The sequence below is a fragment of the uncultured Streptococcus sp. genome (assembly GCF_963521255.1).
In the GTDB taxonomy this organism is placed as follows: Bacteria; Bacillota; Bacilli; order Lactobacillales; family Streptococcaceae; genus Streptococcus.
On the sequence record NZ_CAUQTU010000001.1, the window covers coordinates 177,989 to 194,151 of the forward strand.

Consider the following 16,163-nt stretch of genomic DNA (forward strand, 5'->3'; position numbering starts at 1 on the left):
AGGGGGAATTTCTAGATGTTCTATTTTTTATACTTACGAAGACCTGCAAGACTCAATAATCCCAAAATCATTCCCCAAGTTGGAAGCATGCTTGCTGCTGTTCCAGTATTTGGAAGCGATGCTTGTGGTTGTGGCTTGTGTGGTTCTTTAGGCTCTGGTTTTGGAGGTTCTGGCGTTGTGGTTGTCACTTTAGCCGTCATCTCTTGTAAATTGACTGTATTGATAAAGGTATTTTCAACCTTCCCAGCTACAATTCGCTCCACTTCAATATAGAAGTCAGAGTCAAATGTTCCTTGAACGCCAAGAGAGTTCAAGAACTCTTTATCAATAGTGTAAGCCCACTTACCTTCTTTCTCATTCCATGTTACTTTAACAATCTTCTTGATAAAGTTAGAGTTTGTACTTTGGTCAAACTCAAATTGGAAGGCATACACAGAGCCTTTAGCAATCTTGTCTCCTGCCTTAACCACTTTACCGTCAGACAAGACTACATCATAAGGAAGAACCAGGTCTTTTTGAGCAAGGTATTCTGTCCCTCGAATAATACCAGACCAATTACCCGTATATCGATCATGCTTCAAGTCAAGCATATCAATACCATCATATTGGAAGAGGCTATCGTGTTTACTAGGGACGGTTACGCCATCGAGTAGATAGCGGATGTATTGGCCAATCTGTACTTCTTGGCCATCCAAGACTTTTTTATTATCCTTTTGATCCAGGGCATGTTTCTCTGGATTCACATCAGGAACCGAGACAGTGACAAGTTTTGATTGATAGCCATTGCCAAAGTCGATTTGCTTAAAGCTATTCTCAACTTTCTCCCCTGCTTTAACCAGGAGCTTAGCTGGAAGATCAACAGTAACATTCTTATTTGGTTTCACGTAGTTTTGATAGAAACTCTTGGAATCTTTTGCTACCCAGAGATAGAATTCACCCTTCGGATTCAAGTTCATTTCCTTCAGGATTTTATTGATTGCATCTGTACGTGCTTTGTGTGAGAGTACATGGTACATAGTAAAGAGCGCTTTAACGTCTTTACCTGCAGCAGTCATCTTGATCTTGCTGTGGTCAACTGTGAAGGCTTTGTCTTGAACATCGTCAAAGATTCCAAACTTCTTACCAATCGCTTGCGCTGAAGCAAGGGTTTTGGTGTAAGGGCTATAATCTGTCATCAAGCGGAAGGTCACGTTGCGATCAAATGTTGTCGCACCATTGATATCCTTACCAGAGCGATCCAAGACAGCTTTGACTGGTCTTGGAGGTCTTGGAGTGTAGTTCGTAACAGTATCTGAGAAAACTTCATAGTTATTCACTAACACTTTATAAGTATTGTCATAGAAGCCTTTGTCATAGATTGGCTTCCAAGTAATCACAGGAGCTTCTAGGCGCTTCCCTTCGTAGGTTGCAGTAAAGGTATACGTATTCTTTACTGCATCATAGGCAACGCCCCATCCTGCTTTCTCTGTAGCTGCCTTTGTGACAGCCACATCAGGAACTGCTCCAGCTTCGAGTGGATCGATGATGGTAATCTTGTCCCCTTTTTTAAGGTTCGCATAGATATTATCATGATGCAATGTATAAAGCTGAGTAGCATTTTTAGCAACTGTTTGACCGTTTGTATTGGTCTTATCTGTATCTGCAACAGATTTAGTTACTACTGGCTTATACTGCAATTTGTAGCCGTGATAGCTTGCTGATAATTTCTGATTTTTCGTCTCAGAAAGTGTTTTAAGAGCCAAGGTTGGCTTAACTGGATTCTTCGCTTTGACCAATTCAGCTGATACAGGTTCAGTCTTAACTGGCTTCACGGTTGTTTTTGTGATAGTTGCCGTAGCTGGAACTTCAACAACTGGCGTTACAAACTTCGTATTCAAAGCGAACCAATAGGTTTGGCCACTTGGACTATCTGGTCCATCCCATTGGATAAATTCGGTTGTGAAGGCTGTCCCTTCCTTGAAAACACCAAGTGCAGCGCCCTTGTATTGGTAAGGTGAGTCAGATGTATCCCAAAGATGCCCTACATCTTCTTGGCGGTTGTAGTCTTCAGCATAGACATAGCCATAATCTTTGTTTTCTGTAACAGTGGAGCCGTTAATTTCAACGTGAGTTCCGTTGATGGCTTTCGCACCTTCCCAACCAATACGATTGTGATTGAGTGAAGAATAGGTCAGGGTTGCAGGAGTCTTTTCACTTGCTTGGAAGGTTACTTCTTTCCCATCCACATTGTAGTAGTAGGTATCCGTAACCAAGAAATTCATGTAGTCTGCTGATCCACCAGCTCCATCGTTACGAGCTACTACGAATCCTTCTGTTGGATCATTCAAGACATAGACATCATTCAATCCTGTCTTCCCTTGATTAAGAATCTCGAATTTTCGATGGATACGAGAAATATCATGCTTTTTACCATCTGCAGTTGAAACAGTCAAACCTTTCAGATTAGTGTAGTCAATTTCTGTTTTCCATCCAGTGCCAACATCCTTATATTTCAAGACCTTAGTCGAGTCAAGAATACGACCATATCCTGAAGAACCACTTGAGGAAGCAATATAACCTGTCGTTACTACTGTTGAACCTGAAGCAGATGACTTCACTGTTGCTTCAGGATTAGCTGATGCTAGACTGAGAGCCTGTAAGACAACCTCTTTTGTGTACCCTTCCGTACTTGTTTTAGCTTGAAGTTCATTGTATTTCTTCTGCCAGTCTGCTTGTGCTTTCTTAGCTTTGTCATAAGCTGCTTGGTTTTGTTTCCCAATTCGCTTCGCTTCATCAGCTGAAGAAACTTCCTGTGTTTTAGAAGTTAGAAGCACTCCAGTATTTTTCAGTTCGGTTGATTTGCGATCAGCATCTTGATTGACTTGATCACTAGCATTCTTCTTCTCTGTGTAGGCAGCCATAATCGCTTTGTTAAGCTCAACTTTTCCTTTTGCAGCTGTAATAGCCTGATCATTTTTCTTTTGTAGCGCCTCTACTTCTTTGACTGAAGAAACAGTACGTGTAACGACATTAACATCAACTTTTTCTTTCTTCAGCTGTTCAGATGCGCTTTCTACCGCTTTGTTTAAAGTATTAGCTTGCTTAACAGTAGCATCATACTTAGCTTTTTCACCCAGGTATTTTGTTACTGCTTGTTGGTTATCTGACAAGACCTGTTTAGCTGTTTGAGTAGCTTTCTTGTTTTGGTCTGCTGAACCATCTGTGGCAGTCGAACCGTCATTCGTTACAGTGACAGTTGTTGCCCCTTCATGTTTGGCTTTTTCATCAGCTACAAATTTATTGTTAGCGTGAATAGCTTCCTGCACTTCCTTGAAGGCTTCATTGTTTTGAACTTGTTTTGCAGTCGTTTCTTCAAGTGCCTTGATCTGCTTGTCCTGGTCTTGTTTAATCTCAGACTTAGACTGTTCCAGTTTTGTTGTAGTAGTATCTGTTCCCTTATCAACTGATTGAGTCTCAGAAACATTCACTCCTGCTTCTTTTGCTTTTCCAGCTGCCTTAGTAACTACTCTATTATCAATCGCTACCGACTGGCTTCCTGTTGTTTTACCAGCTTGTGTAGCGTAAGCGTTGTTGTCGTTTCTACTTTCAGGCTGGACTGCTTCATCCGCCAATACAGAACCTGCAGAGAAGGCTACAATACCTGCAACTGCAATTCCTGATACTAAACCTTTAGCCCATTTTTTCTTACGGAAATATCCGTGTCCTTGTGTTTTTTCTGTCATTTAATTGTTTCCCTTTCAATTTCACCTTAAAACATTTTCTTCTTGTAGAAGTAACCAACTGCTGTCAACAACATAGCCCCAATAGTACCTAGAATGCTTTCTGCCGTTCCTGTGTTTGGAAGGGTTTTGAGCTTACCATCTTTGTCTGTAACAGAGATAGTCTTATCTTCATTGACAGTACCTCCGACCTCTTCAGGAGCAACCACTGAACCATCTGAAAGAACTACGTTTCCGCCTTGGGTGCTAACAATTGATGCTCCTGTATTTGTTTCAACAGGAACTTTTATCAGATCATGAACCACTTGACCTGTTGCGGTTGAAGTAGTCCCAATTTGTGATTTTCCTTGCTCATTCGCCTCATCTGTTGTTTTTGGCTTTTCAGCTGGGACTCCATCAAGGCTACCTGCATTATCCTTGTCCTGTGGCTTGTCTGAAGGTGCTGGTTTATCAGTTGTCACTCCGTCAAGACTTCCTGCGTTGTCTTTGTCTTGTGGTTTATCTGATGGTGTTGGTACACCATCGAGACTACCTGCATTATCCTTGTCTTGCGCCTTATCTGAAGGTGCTGGTTTATCAGCTGGCACTCCGTCAAGACTTCCTGCGTTATCCTTGTCTGAGGGAGCTGTTGGATCAACTGGAGTAACTGAAGGCTCTGTTGGCTGAACTGCTGGAGCTTCTGTTTCTGTTGAAGCGCTAGGTGCTGTTGGCTGAACTGCTGGAGCCTCTGTTTCTGTTGAAGTGCTAGGTGCTGTTGGCGTAACTACTTCTGTTGTTGGTGCTGAAGAATCAATTGGTGCAAGTTCGTCTGCTGATACATAACCAGCTTGTGCAAGTGCGATAGTTGAAAGTGCTAGTGCAGCTAATACTTGTTTCTTGTTCATTTTGATTTTTCCTTTTCTTTATTTATTTTTCGGGTTATAACCTTTTCCAGTTAAACGAAGCTCCATTCCTGATGGTGTCTTAACTTTTCGAGCTATAACTTGAGCATCTCTCTTAATAGTGCGAATTTGATCATAAACCTTTTTATAAGGCAAATGAAATTCAACATCCCTTAAAAGACCGTCTACGTATCCTCTAGCCTGTTTGACTGCATAGTCTGGCTTCAGAATAAGGTCTGTGCCGTCCTCTAAGCGAGCTGTCGCACCTCCTTGTTTTCCTAAGTTTTTTAAGTCCTTTAGGCGGACGGTTATTTCATCTGTCATAGATTTCTCCTTGAAGTTGAAAGGCGAAATAACGCCGTGCTGTGTAAAAACGTATTTTTACATCGGTATTTCATGCGCTGGGTTTATAGTCTAGGAACCCTTACTCCTTCAGCTTATGATCATTATCATGCTTTTTCGTTCAGTGGCTGGACTAGATATCCTTTTCTAGTTTGCTACTCGCCCCCGTTTCTTTTTTATCCATAGCCACGCTGTATCAGGGCAAGCCTTGTATTCAGTTTTCAAAGGTCTGTAGTTTAATGACTTCTCGGTCAATATAGATTTATCTGTACTAGGTTTGGTCCGATTCTGAACCTAACAGGTAGTCAATAGTTACCCCAAAGTATTCTGCTACTTTTTTAGCATTTTCAAGACTTATCTGACTATATCCTGTTTCCCAGTTCGATATGGTGTTACGAAAAACACCTATCTGATCAGCCAAGGCTTGCTGAGACAGTCTAGACTGCTTTCGTAATTCTCTGATACGATTTTGTGTTTGTTTCCTCACATCTACTTGTCTCCTTCATTATTTAGACTTGATAGTATTTCATCATCCATCAGAGGTGCATTCTTCAGCTCCAGCATGACAACCCCTATTCCATAAACTAAGAGCAAGAATAAAGCCATTGTGACTAGTTTAAACATTACTATCCTCCTGATATTGTTCCTTATTTTGTCCGATAAGTTATCTTCTTCACCCATCGAGGATTGATAGAAAACGGCGGAGTTGCTGATGTAAAATTCATACTTGCTCCTGTTCCAAATGAACTTGATACCAATTTTTCTAGTTCCTCCAAGTTGGAAGTGACAGAAATACTGTCTACCGTTTTATCAAAATACTCTACAATCATTTCAATCTCTTGAACTGGTTGGGGAGGTGTAGCCTTCATAGCTTGTACTCTGTTAATTCTCTCTTGATGATTAAACAATCCCATGAAATCAATCCTCTTTCTGTTGCCATGATGAGAAAATTTGGCTGAGTTTCTCAGCTCTTTCTTTTTTCGGTAAATCAAAAACAGCTTTAGGAACCATGTAGATTTTCTCCTTCGGGCTACGACCTATCGTTAGCACTTTGCCATCAATTGGTCTAAATTCATCTTTTAACATGTTTCAACTCCCTTAGACAATTCTGATAAATAGCTATTGAGTTTCGTCTCCGACAGTTTATCTGGATAATAGTATGCAATCAGACTAGGGCACTCATCAGGGAATTTTCTAGCGTGCTCACTTTGTCCTGATACCTCCAGAAAACCATGTTCTTTTTCAATGAGTAGAGCCATCTTCCAAAAACGAATCATCATTTTGTAGAAGTAGGCTGGGACATTCTGGATTGGTTTTTCTTCAGCCTCTCCTGTTTTAATTTTGAAAATCAATTTATCAAGCTCACGTTCAAGATCTTGCAGCCAAACCTCTCCATAAATTTCCTGATCAGCTAAGAGGTTGTTATAATTCTTCTCAACTTGACGTTTCGATTGATAGATTTTATTTTCAAGAATTTTTGCATCTTTTCCAAACAAACTGAGTTTCTGAACTAGTTGAGAAGAAAGAAAAGCATGTTGCCCCATTTTAAATGCTTCAGAGATTGATAAATCAGATAAAGATGACTCGCCCTCGTATCGATTAGTATCGTAAAGAGTATCAATCTTACTCTTCTCTGTATTTATTCCGTCCGATTCGTGGACGTTTTGAAGTCCATTTTGCGGACGTCCGTTTTTGATACTTTCGCTATTACCAATGCTTTGGGGTACTTTTTCATATAGAACTTTACCAAAGGCATTAACCCTCTTCAGTAACTCACCATCAGCTGAATAGTGCTCCACTATTTCTAAATTAGCATCAACTAGCTGAAGATAAAGTCTATTCGGCTTATTGAGTCCCTGCCTAACTTCTCGTAAGAGACCATGTTCTTGTAGTTCTTTCTTGATCTTAGTAACCTTCATCTTTCCCTTATCCAATAGCAGCATCAGGTCAGAAACTGTAAAAATTAGAAAGACCGCTCCATTTTCATCAACGTAATCTCTATTTCCCTTCTGGAATGAACTGATACTTAATTTACAGCGATTATAAAGAGCGCCATAAGCTAACTTAGCATCAGATGAAAGACCCGTGTAAGAACTAGTCAATTTGACATAGCCGTTCTCATTGTGTTGAATACGGGTGAAAAAGATTTCTGGAATTTGATAAAAAGTTAGAGTGGCTAGTTGGTCAATCGTGATATCTGCCATTAGTAGCCTCCTACAACTTGTAATCTCAAGCCACCAGCTTCAGGAAAATAGACAAGATGAGTTTGTTCTAACTCTTCAATAGCTGCAATAGCACGGCTTTTAGTCCATCCCATTGTATTCATCAAATCTAAAATCATTACGTCTCTAGTCAACCTTGAGACCTTTGTTTGGTGTTGTTTCATAGGTAATCCTTTCTTGTCACAAACTAGTGTTAATTCACAGCTATATCATAATGGATAATGAGAAAATCTGTTTTAAAGGGACAATCAAATAAATTATAGAATCAAGGTATATAATTTATTTCCCTAAATATACCCCATCAATTCTGGATTAAACTCCAGAGTCAACCACAAGGCTTCATCCTGAGTCAATTGGCTAGTTTGTCCCCAAGTTCCATCTCTAGCTCTTCTGGAGTAAGGATAAGTGCCAAGCTCAATTCTAGGACATAATTCATGAATAACATCATCTTTCATAACTCTCCAGAGAAGACTAGAAGGTCTATAGTAATAGCCGTCCCCAAGCCAAACTCTATTGAGATCATCGTATACAGATACTTTTTCATCAGAATTTCCTTCAGGGATACAATCAACCATATTTTCATTCTTATCAAGATCTATTACATCGAAAATTTTTAACGAATCAATATCCATAACAATTTCAATATTATCTGACATTTTTTCTCCTTTCTTTAATTTTTGCAACGAAAAAAGAGAGCGATTTTCTCGCTCTCTCAGGTTATATGATATTTAATTTTTCACTTTCCCAAAACTCTAGACACTTAGGGAAGATTTTTTTATTTAACGTAGACAATCCCCAACTTCCCAAAAGCCACATCTCCACGGATAATCAAGGTTTTGCTGGTTGGGGCTAGAGAAGTATCTGCCTTGGCTACACCACAGAAAGTTTCTACCTTTAAATCAACTCCCCAATGTTGAGGAACATAGATAACTGCATTGCCAAAACCAACTTCCACTTTCAGGATTGCGCTATCTCCTAAAATCTCTGCATTGTCATAATATATCTTGGCATTGCCAAAACCAACTTCTACTTGATCTTCTACCAATTCTTGCTCTTGCTTGTAGAAAGTCCCAGTCCCAAAAGCAACTTCCTTATCTGTAAGAATGGTCTTTTTACCATCATACCACCATTTTTTCCCATTCCAAGTTCTGTTAGAATGAGTGAGTGCGCTGACACCCATTACGATTAAAATACTTGCCCAGAACAATGACTGATTGGGAATTGGTAAAATGCCATAAAAGTGGTTAGCAATCATTAAGGCTACTAGAGCTGTAAAAGAGGCTGAAGTTAAGTGACGACGCAACAAAGCTCCAACTGATTGATAGGCAAAAAATCCAATACCAATCAAAGGCCAAATGTGCCCTCCCAGAGAAGGGATTCCAAAATTCCCCTGCAATAATACTAAAGCCGCCAAAATGAGCAACACAATACCAAATGCTTTCTTTTTCATGTTCTTACCTCGTGTTTCTTAGATTTTCTTTTAGGAGGGATTGGTAATGCCGTGAGACATGAACCTCCTTATGGGTCTGATAAAAGGAAATGGTGCCCGTTCCTGAAAAGGACTTGCCCACCGAATAGATTTGCCGAATATTAGTAATGGTCGACTTGGATACTCGACTGAAATAACGGGGCAGGATAGACTCCAACTCATAGAGTTTAAGCCGAACCTCGTAGGCATCTTTATGGGTATGGGCATAAATCTTGCTACCTTCCGTCTCAAAGAAGAGAATTTCTGACAAGTCTAAGTAGTATTCACCCGTCCCCTTATAAAAAATCAACCTAGGAGACTTGGACTCTTGCAAGAGGCGCTGTAAATCCGCAATCTCATCTGTCAAAGCCGCTGCCTTGATGACAATTTCAGTTTCCTCTAAATTGCTGTCAATTTCGATTCGTAACTTCATTCCATCTCCTTTCTGACTCTACTATATCAAAGCTAAAATAAGAAAACAAGAGCAAAAAAGCAAGTGGTTACTTTAGACTCGTAAGTGGTTGTAGGACCGCCTTAACTTACAGGTCAACATAGAAAGAAAAGCACACCCCACACAAGAGCACAAATATAACCAACCACTACATCCTTTGGAAAATGCACTCCACCTAAGACTCTCACTAGACCTAGGAAGGCTGATAATGTCAAACAAATCATCCCCATAGTTAGACTAGCATGCAAGCAAGCCATGGAGATAATGGTTGCTGAAAAGACATGACGACTGGGCATAGACTGACCCGGACTATCTCTGTCAAGCAAGGGTTTAATATCCCATTCCTCATAAGGCCTAGGGGCATTGATTTTCTTACGAAGAAAGGACAAAATCACAAAGCCTGTAGCAGGGACAAACACATAGATCCCGACCTGTTTCCCAAGTCCTTGTTGGAGATAGGTAATTGCTAACAAGGTTAGATAAATCATAGGCATAACTACCGTCATGAACCGATTGAAAGTTCTTAACAATCTCAGAAAGATGGGCCTATTTTCAATCTTACCAGCAATATGGTCATACCATTCTTGATAATTTTTCATATATTTTCTCATCACTTACTCAAATTTTATTTGCAGGGAAGCACTTGTCTTCTAGTATAGTGCAGAAAAAGAAGGCCGTCAAGCCTTCTTTGGGTTTATCCTTCTGCTTCGTCTTCTGTAAACTGACTGTTGTAGAGGTCAGCGTAGAAACCAGCTTGCGCCATCAGCTCATCATGATTTCCTTGCTCGATGATATTTCCATCTTTCATGACAAGAATCAGATTAGCATTGCGGATGGTTGACAAACGGTGGGCGATGACAAAGGAAGTTCTGCCCTCCATCAAACGATCCATGGCTTTCTGGATCAATTCCTCCGTCCGTGTATCAACCGAAGAAGTCGCCTCATCTAGAATTAGGAGTGGAGCATCTTTCAGCAAAGCACGAGCAATGGTCAAGAGTTGTTTTTGCCCAACAGACAAGGTCACTGTATCATCCAAGACGGTATCGTAACCATCTGGTAGGGTCATGATAAAGTGGTGAATCCCTACAGCCTTGCTGGCTTCAATCACGCGCTCATCACTAATGCCCTCTTGGTTATAGATGAGATTATCTCGGATAGTGCCTTCAAAGAACCAGGTGTCCTGCAAGACCATTGAAAAGGCATCGTGTACTTCCGAACGCTTCATATCCTTGGTATCTACACCATCGATACGGATACTTCCCTTATCAAGCTCATAGAACTTCATCAAAAGATTGACAATGGTTGTCTTACCAGCTCCAGTCGGTCCGACAATGGCAACCTTTTGACCTGCATAAGCTATCGCAGAAAAGTCATGGATGATAGTTCTCTCTGGTGTGTAACCAAAGGAAACTCGATCAAAGACTACTTGACCTTTCATATCGCTCAATTGTCTTTCTTTATGGGATTCGTCTTCCATTTCCTCTTCAGCTAGGAATTCGAAGACACGTCCCATGGCTGCACTAGCCTGCTGAAGACTAGTAATCCCTTGGGCAATTTGTGAAAGAGGCTGAGAAAAGATACGAACATAGGCCATAAAAGCAACGATAATACCGATACTAATCTGCCCATTCAGAGCCAAAGCTGCACCAACAATAATCACTAGGGCATAGCTAAAGTTCCCAATAAACATCATAATCGGCATCATAATCCCTGAAATAAACTGAGATTTCCAGATACTATCATACAGACGATTATTTAATGTCGTAAATTCTTCTTTCGTGCTCTCGATAGCATTGTAACTAGTCACCACATTATAGCCAGAGTACATTTCCTCCACATAGCCATTGACAGCTGCCAAATCCTGTTGCTGACTCTTAAAGAAACCCTGTGATTTGCCCATAAAGACGGACACGAAAGCAAATCCAACAAGAGTTGAAACAACCGTCACCAAGGCTAAAATCCAGTTCATCCCAAACATGGTTACCAAGACTGACAAGACCAATAAACTAGATGAAAGAACTGTTCCCAGACTTTGATTGAGGGACTGGGCTGCAGTGTCAACGTCATTGGTTACACGAGACAAGGTATCTCCTTGAGAGTGTCCATCAAAATATCCCAATGGTAGACTATTGATTTTCTCTGCAATCGCTCTTCTCAAACACTCTGAAAATCGTTGAATGGCTGTTGTAAACAGAAAGGCCTGCAAATAATTTGATAGGAGTCCAATCACATAGATGACGGCCAAAAAACTACCAATGGCTGCAACCGCCGCGACATCCACACTTGTTTCCAAGCCACTGGCAATGATATTGGTCATTTCCTTGATGCGGGTTGGACCATATACAGTAATGATATTGGATACGATTGTTGCTAGAAAGGCTATCAGAAGGGCAAACTGGAGGCCTGCAAGATAGGGTTTACTCTGTTTCCAGAGAGACATTTTCTTATTTTCCATGTTCCAATTCCTCCTTCGATAATTGTGAATAGGCAATTTCTTGGTAAACTTCGTTATTAGCTAGAAGTTCCTTGTGGGTGCCTTGTCCCACGACTTTCCCTTGATCCAAGACCAAAATCAAATCTGCATCCATAATCGTTGAAATACGCTGTGCGACGATAAGCTTGGTCATAGACTTGGTTTTCTCTGCTAGCTTTTGACGAAGAACTCGATCTGTCTTGTAGTCCAAGGCTGAGAAGGAGTCATCAAAGATGAGGATTTCTGGCTTCCGAGCCAAGGCACGCGCAATGGCCAGACGCTGTCTTTGACCACCTGAGAAGTTGGTTCCTCCTTGGGACACTTCTGACGCTAAGCCCGCTTCCTTGTCTTCTATAAAGTTCTTAGACTGGGCCAATTCCAAGGCTTGCCACATAGCCTGCTCACTAAGTGGTGTTTCTTGACTCTGTCCAAAGTCTAGATTACCCTTGACATCACCTGAAAAGAGAACCGCTTTCTGAGGAATATAACCAACCTTGTTGCGCAAATCTTCTAAGGCATAGTCTTGAACATTGACACCGTCCACCAGAATTTCTCCGTCTGACACATCGTAGAAACGTGGAATCAGATTGACAAGAGTTGATTTACCAGAGCCTGTTGACCCAATAAAAGCCACTGTTTGACCAGTTGTTGCTTTAAAGCTAACATGCTCAATAACCGCCTCCGAATTTACCGCATAGCGGAAGGTCACATCCTTAAATTCGACCTGACCTTTGAGGTTTTCATCAGCCAGCTGCACTTGAGCAGGATTTTGGATAGAAGAATGCAAATCTAAAACCTGATTAATCCGCTTGGCAGAGACCATAGTTCGAGGAAGAACGATGAAGAGCGCTCCCATGAGAAGGAAGCCCATAACAACCTGCATGGCATAAGACATGAAAACAACCATGTCACTAAAGAGAGGCAGACGTGCTGTCGGAGCAGCGTCGTTAATCACATAGGCCCCAATCCAGTAAATCGCCACACTCAAACCACTTGAAATCCCCATCATGATGGGATTCAAAATGGCCATTAGACGGTTTACAAACAAATTCAAACGGGTCAATTCATCATTTGCTGCTGCAAATTTTTCATTTTGGTATTCTTCAGCATTGTAGGCGCGAACAACACGAATACCTGTTAAACTCTCACGAGTGATACTGTTCAGTTTATCAGTCAGACTCTGAATCAAGGACTGTTTTGGAAAGGCTAGCGTCATCAAGACTGTCGTCATCAAAACATTGACAATCACTGCTACAAGAACGGCCCAGAGCCAGTATTCTGAATGGCCTAAAATCTTCCCGATAGCCCAGATAGCCATAATTGGACCACGCGTAACCACTTGCAAGCCCATGGTGATCAACATCTGAACTTGGGTAATATCATTAGTGGTACGAGTTAGGAGGCTGGGAATAGAGAATTTCTTAATCTCTGTCTGTGAGTAGTCTAAAACTCGGTTAAAAATATCACTTCTCAGCCTACTAGTGTAAGAAGCAGCCACTCTGGACGCAATAAATCCAACTGCGACTGCGGACAAGAAGGCAAAAAAAGACATTCCGACCATCATACCTGCTGGTTGCCATAACTCATCCAAGTTGGTTCCTTGACTTCCTAGCAAATCCGTAATTTTCGAGATATAGGTCGGAACTTCCAACTCTAGGTAGACTGAAAAGCAGGTAAAGAGAATGGCTAGTAAAATCATCCCCCATTCTTTTCTACTAATTCGTTTAGCTAATTTCTTCATTATCTCCTCCTATTCTCTTGATATTTTCCTGTAGTTGATTGAGGACTTTCTCAAAAATCAGTAATTCATCTTCATCAATGTCTGCCATCAACTGCTTGTCAATGCGTTCAAAGAAGGCTTTAACCTGCTTCATTTGAGAACGCGATTTGTCCGTCAGACGAACAAACTTAGCCCGCTTATCGCTAGAACTCGCCTCCAATTCCACCAAACCATTTTGCACCATACGCTTGACTAGATTACTAGCAACAGACTTGGTAATATTGAGTTCCTGTTCGATATCTTTAATCAAGACCAAGTTTTGATTTTCCTCACGGCTATCCAAAAAACGTACAACCTGACCTTGAGGTCCACCCATAAATTCAATGCCACTACGTTTGGCTTCCTTTTGCACCATCAAATGAATCTGGTGACCAAAACGCTTAAAGACCAACATCGGTTTATCCATGCTATCTCCTTTCTAACCATCACATTTAGTTCTCCTAGGAACTAATTAAGTTTTCATGAGAACTATTTTACCACTTTGAAAAGAGATGTCAAGAAAAAAGTTTCCATGAGAACTATTTTCTTGATTCAAAAAATCCCAAGTGAGCTTATCACTTAGGATCATGTTCTCTAGGTTAAATTAGAACCCGTCTACGTTCGTATAAATCTTTTGTACGTCTTCGTCGTCTTCAAGAACGCTGTAAAGTTTTTCAAAGGTTTCAAGGTCATCGCCTGACAATTCCACTTCTGACTGAGGAATCATTTCCAATTCAGTAACTTGGAATTCTTCGACACCTGACTCACGAAGGGCAACAATAGCCTTGTGAAGGTCTGTTGGAGCTGTGTAAACAGTGATTGCCCCTTCTTCTGCTTCTACATCGTCCACATCCACATCTGCTTCAAGCAATTGCTCAAAGACTGCATCGGCATCTTCACCTGCAAATACGATAACTCCTTTGTTGTCAAAGAGGTATGAGACCGAACCTGAAGCGCCCATGTTTCCGCCATTTTTACCAAAAGCTGCACGGACATTAGCCGCTGTACGGTTAACGTTTGAAGTCAAAGTATCCACGATCAACATAGAACCATTTGGTCCAAAACCTTCGTAACGTCCTTCTGTAAAGGTTTCATCTGTGTTTCCTTTTGCTTTATCAATCGCTTTATCGATAACGTGTTTTGGCACTTGGGCTTGTTTAGCACGGTCGATAACGAATTTCAAAGCAGTGTTCGATTCTGGGTCTGGATCACCTTTTTTAGCTGCTACATAGATTTCTACACCAAATTTTGCATATACTTTAGAGTTAGCTCCATCTTTAGCCGTTTTCTTGGCTACGATATTGGCCCATTTACGTCCCATTAGGAATCTCCTTTTTTCACATTTTAATCTTTCTTATTATAACACAAGTTTTTTCGATTTTCACTAGAGGAAATGGATTTTATTCAGCAAATCGAGCTAGGATGACACTTTTGTTGCCAAGATGGTCTTGCCTTCTTTTATCAAGGGGTGACGGAAAAGCGAAAAGTACAGTTGTATGGTCATGGCAACCCAGATAAGGGGTTCACAAAGGATAACTCCCCTATAGCCTGCCCAAGGGATAATCAAGACTACAAAAGCGATTTTCCCGACTAGCTCAATAAAGCTAGAAACTAGAGGAAGAACCTTTTGTCCCAAGCCCTGCAAACAATTGCGATAAATCAACAAGAGGCTCAAAATTGGATAAAAGGCTGAGCTGATTTGCAGATAGAGACTACCATTTTCTACCAGGTAGCTATCCGTCGAACTGGCCAAGAAGGAAACTAAGGTAGGACTAGCAAAAAAGAGAAAGGCACAAACAAAAACTGCCCAGGACATGCTTAGACGACTACCGATTTGAAGACCTTGAACAATGCGGTCTGGGCGCTTAGCACCTAAGTTCTGAGAAGCAAAGGTCGTCATCGAAGCGGAAATTGCGGTCATAGGAAGAAGGGCAAAGGCCATAATGCGTCGAGCCGCCGTCTGGGCACTAATAATCACTGCACCAAAGGTATTAACAGAAGACTGTAAAATCACACTACCGATGGACACAATTGAACTCATCAAGCCCATAGCCAAACCTTGCTCCAAAAGATCCGCATACAAGGCCTTGTCCCATTTGAAATGTTTCAGCTGAGGTAGAAGTTCTGGAACGCTCTTGCGGATATAGTAAAAGCAGAGAACCGCTGATAAGCCTTGCGAAATAATGGTAGCAAGTCCAGCGGATTGAACTCCCAGTTGCAGTTGCGTAATAAAATAGAGATCCAGAACCACATTAACCAGAGCAGAGAAAATCAGAAATCCCAGAGCTGCCAGACTGTCACCAATGGACCGCAACAAACCTGCAAAGAGATTATAAGCAAAGCTGACGCCTACACAGGTCACAATCATAGAAATATATTGATAAGATTGAGGAAGGATTTCTGCGGGAGTATCTAAGTATTGCAAGAGAGGATACAAGCCAAGAAAGCCCAGCAACATAACTACAATACTCAAAAGTGCACCTAAAATCCAGGTGGCTGCTACCGCTTCCTTGATTTTAGTAAAATTCCGAGCCCCATAATAGCGGGCAATGACAATCCCCATCCCATTACCAACACCAAGTGTAAATCCTATAATCAAGTCAAAAATGGCAGTTGTTGCCCCAACCGCAGCCAAAGAATCTTGTCCAAGAAATCGTCCAACAATCAAGATATCAGCAGTGTTATAGAGCTGTTGGAAAATATTGGACAGCAAGATTGGAAAGGCAAAGCTTAAGAGCGAAGGAAGAATAGGACCATGAATCAGGTCCACTGTTCGTTTTTTATTCATAAGGCTATTATATCAGCTTTCTAGAGGAGCGACAAGAAACAGTAAACTATGCCAGAACTA

The 16,163-nt window shown here is 41.1% G+C and carries 18 protein-coding genes; all 18 read right to left on the bottom strand.

Features of this window, described 5'->3' with window-relative positions; genetic code table 11:
• Positions 1–20 precede the first annotated feature (20 nt).
• Positions 21–3,722, bottom strand: a complete 3,702-nt coding sequence (locus tag RWP09_RS00835; protein WP_314432860.1) for an SspB-related isopeptide-forming adhesin — start codon at positions 3,720–3,722, stop codon at positions 21–23.
• 26 nt (positions 3,723–3,748) lie between these two features.
• Positions 3,749–4,603 carry an LPXTG cell wall anchor domain-containing protein gene (locus tag RWP09_RS00840; RefSeq protein ID WP_125851518.1) on the bottom strand — a complete coding sequence of 285 codons (855 nt, stop codon included), beginning with the start codon at positions 4,601–4,603 and terminating at the stop codon, positions 3,749–3,751.
• An 18-nt stretch (positions 4,604–4,621) separates the two neighbouring features.
• A complete protein-coding gene (locus RWP09_RS00845) occupies positions 4,622–4,924 on the bottom strand; it encodes a hypothetical protein (RefSeq protein ID WP_000128978.1) in 303 nt (100 codons plus the stop codon).
• A 289-nt stretch (positions 4,925–5,213) separates the two neighbouring features.
• Positions 5,214–5,429 carry a helix-turn-helix transcriptional regulator gene (locus RWP09_RS00850; protein ID WP_020901884.1) on the bottom strand — a complete coding sequence of 72 codons (216 nt, stop codon included), beginning with the start codon at positions 5,427–5,429 and terminating at the stop codon, positions 5,214–5,216.
• A 2-nt stretch (positions 5,430–5,431) separates the two neighbouring features.
• Entirely contained in the window at positions 5,432–5,566 is a 135-nt protein-coding gene (locus RWP09_RS00855) for a hypothetical protein (protein ID WP_256963771.1), read from the bottom strand.
• A gap of 23 nt (positions 5,567–5,589) precedes the next feature.
• Positions 5,590–5,856 (bottom strand): thiopurine S-methyltransferase, encoded by a 267-nt coding sequence (locus tag RWP09_RS00860; RefSeq protein WP_125851519.1) that lies wholly within the window; start codon positions 5,854–5,856, stop codon positions 5,590–5,592.
• 4 nt (positions 5,857–5,860) lie between these two features.
• Positions 5,861–6,028 (bottom strand): hypothetical protein, encoded by a 168-nt coding sequence (locus RWP09_RS00865; protein ID WP_000910110.1) that lies wholly within the window; start codon positions 6,026–6,028, stop codon positions 5,861–5,863.
• Positions 6,022–7,146, bottom strand: coding sequence for a replication initiator protein A (locus RWP09_RS00870; RefSeq protein WP_125851520.1), 1,125 nt, complete (start codon positions 7,144–7,146; stop codon positions 6,022–6,024). The genes RWP09_RS00865 and RWP09_RS00870 overlap by 7 nt, the downstream gene beginning before the upstream one ends.
• A complete protein-coding gene (locus RWP09_RS00875) occupies positions 7,146–7,328 on the bottom strand; it encodes a hypothetical protein (RefSeq protein ID WP_009729741.1) in 183 nt (60 codons plus the stop codon). The genes RWP09_RS00870 and RWP09_RS00875 overlap by 1 nt, the downstream gene beginning before the upstream one ends.
• A gap of 123 nt (positions 7,329–7,451) precedes the next feature.
• Positions 7,452–7,820 (bottom strand): hypothetical protein, encoded by a 369-nt coding sequence (locus RWP09_RS00880; protein WP_094753923.1) that lies wholly within the window; start codon positions 7,818–7,820, stop codon positions 7,452–7,454.
• A 119-nt stretch (positions 7,821–7,939) separates the two neighbouring features.
• Positions 7,940–8,614 (bottom strand): LiaF transmembrane domain-containing protein, encoded by a 675-nt coding sequence (locus RWP09_RS00885; protein WP_314432872.1) that lies wholly within the window; start codon positions 8,612–8,614, stop codon positions 7,940–7,942.
• 4 nt (positions 8,615–8,618) lie between these two features.
• Positions 8,619–9,065 (bottom strand): LytTR family DNA-binding domain-containing protein, encoded by a 447-nt coding sequence (locus tag RWP09_RS00890; RefSeq protein WP_314432874.1) that lies wholly within the window; start codon positions 9,063–9,065, stop codon positions 8,619–8,621.
• A 113-nt stretch (positions 9,066–9,178) separates the two neighbouring features.
• Complete coding sequence (locus RWP09_RS00895; RefSeq protein ID WP_314432876.1) at positions 9,179–9,682, bottom strand: phosphatase PAP2 family protein; 504 nt, start codon at positions 9,680–9,682, stop codon at positions 9,179–9,181.
• Between the two features lie 95 nt (positions 9,683–9,777).
• A complete protein-coding gene (locus RWP09_RS00900) occupies positions 9,778–11,538 on the bottom strand; it encodes an ABC transporter ATP-binding protein (RefSeq protein ID WP_314432878.1) in 1,761 nt (586 codons plus the stop codon).
• Positions 11,528–13,297, bottom strand: a complete 1,770-nt coding sequence (locus tag RWP09_RS00905) for an ABC transporter ATP-binding protein (RefSeq protein ID WP_314432880.1) — start codon at positions 13,295–13,297, stop codon at positions 11,528–11,530. Before RWP09_RS00905 ends, RWP09_RS00900 begins: the two co-directional genes overlap by 11 nt.
• Entirely contained in the window at positions 13,281–13,742 is a 462-nt protein-coding gene (locus RWP09_RS00910; protein ID WP_314432882.1) for a MarR family winged helix-turn-helix transcriptional regulator, read from the bottom strand. The genes RWP09_RS00905 and RWP09_RS00910 overlap by 17 nt, the downstream gene beginning before the upstream one ends.
• A 177-nt stretch (positions 13,743–13,919) precedes the next feature.
• Positions 13,920–14,636 carry a YebC/PmpR family DNA-binding transcriptional regulator gene (locus RWP09_RS00915; protein ID WP_314432883.1) on the bottom strand — a complete coding sequence of 239 codons (717 nt, stop codon included), beginning with the start codon at positions 14,634–14,636 and terminating at the stop codon, positions 13,920–13,922.
• A 96-nt stretch (positions 14,637–14,732) separates the two neighbouring features.
• The gene (locus RWP09_RS00920) at positions 14,733–16,103 is read right to left on the bottom strand and encodes an MATE family efflux transporter (protein WP_314432885.1); all 1,371 of its coding nucleotides are present in this window, start codon (positions 16,101–16,103) and stop codon (positions 14,733–14,735) included.
• Between the last annotated feature and the right edge of the window lie 60 nt (positions 16,104–16,163).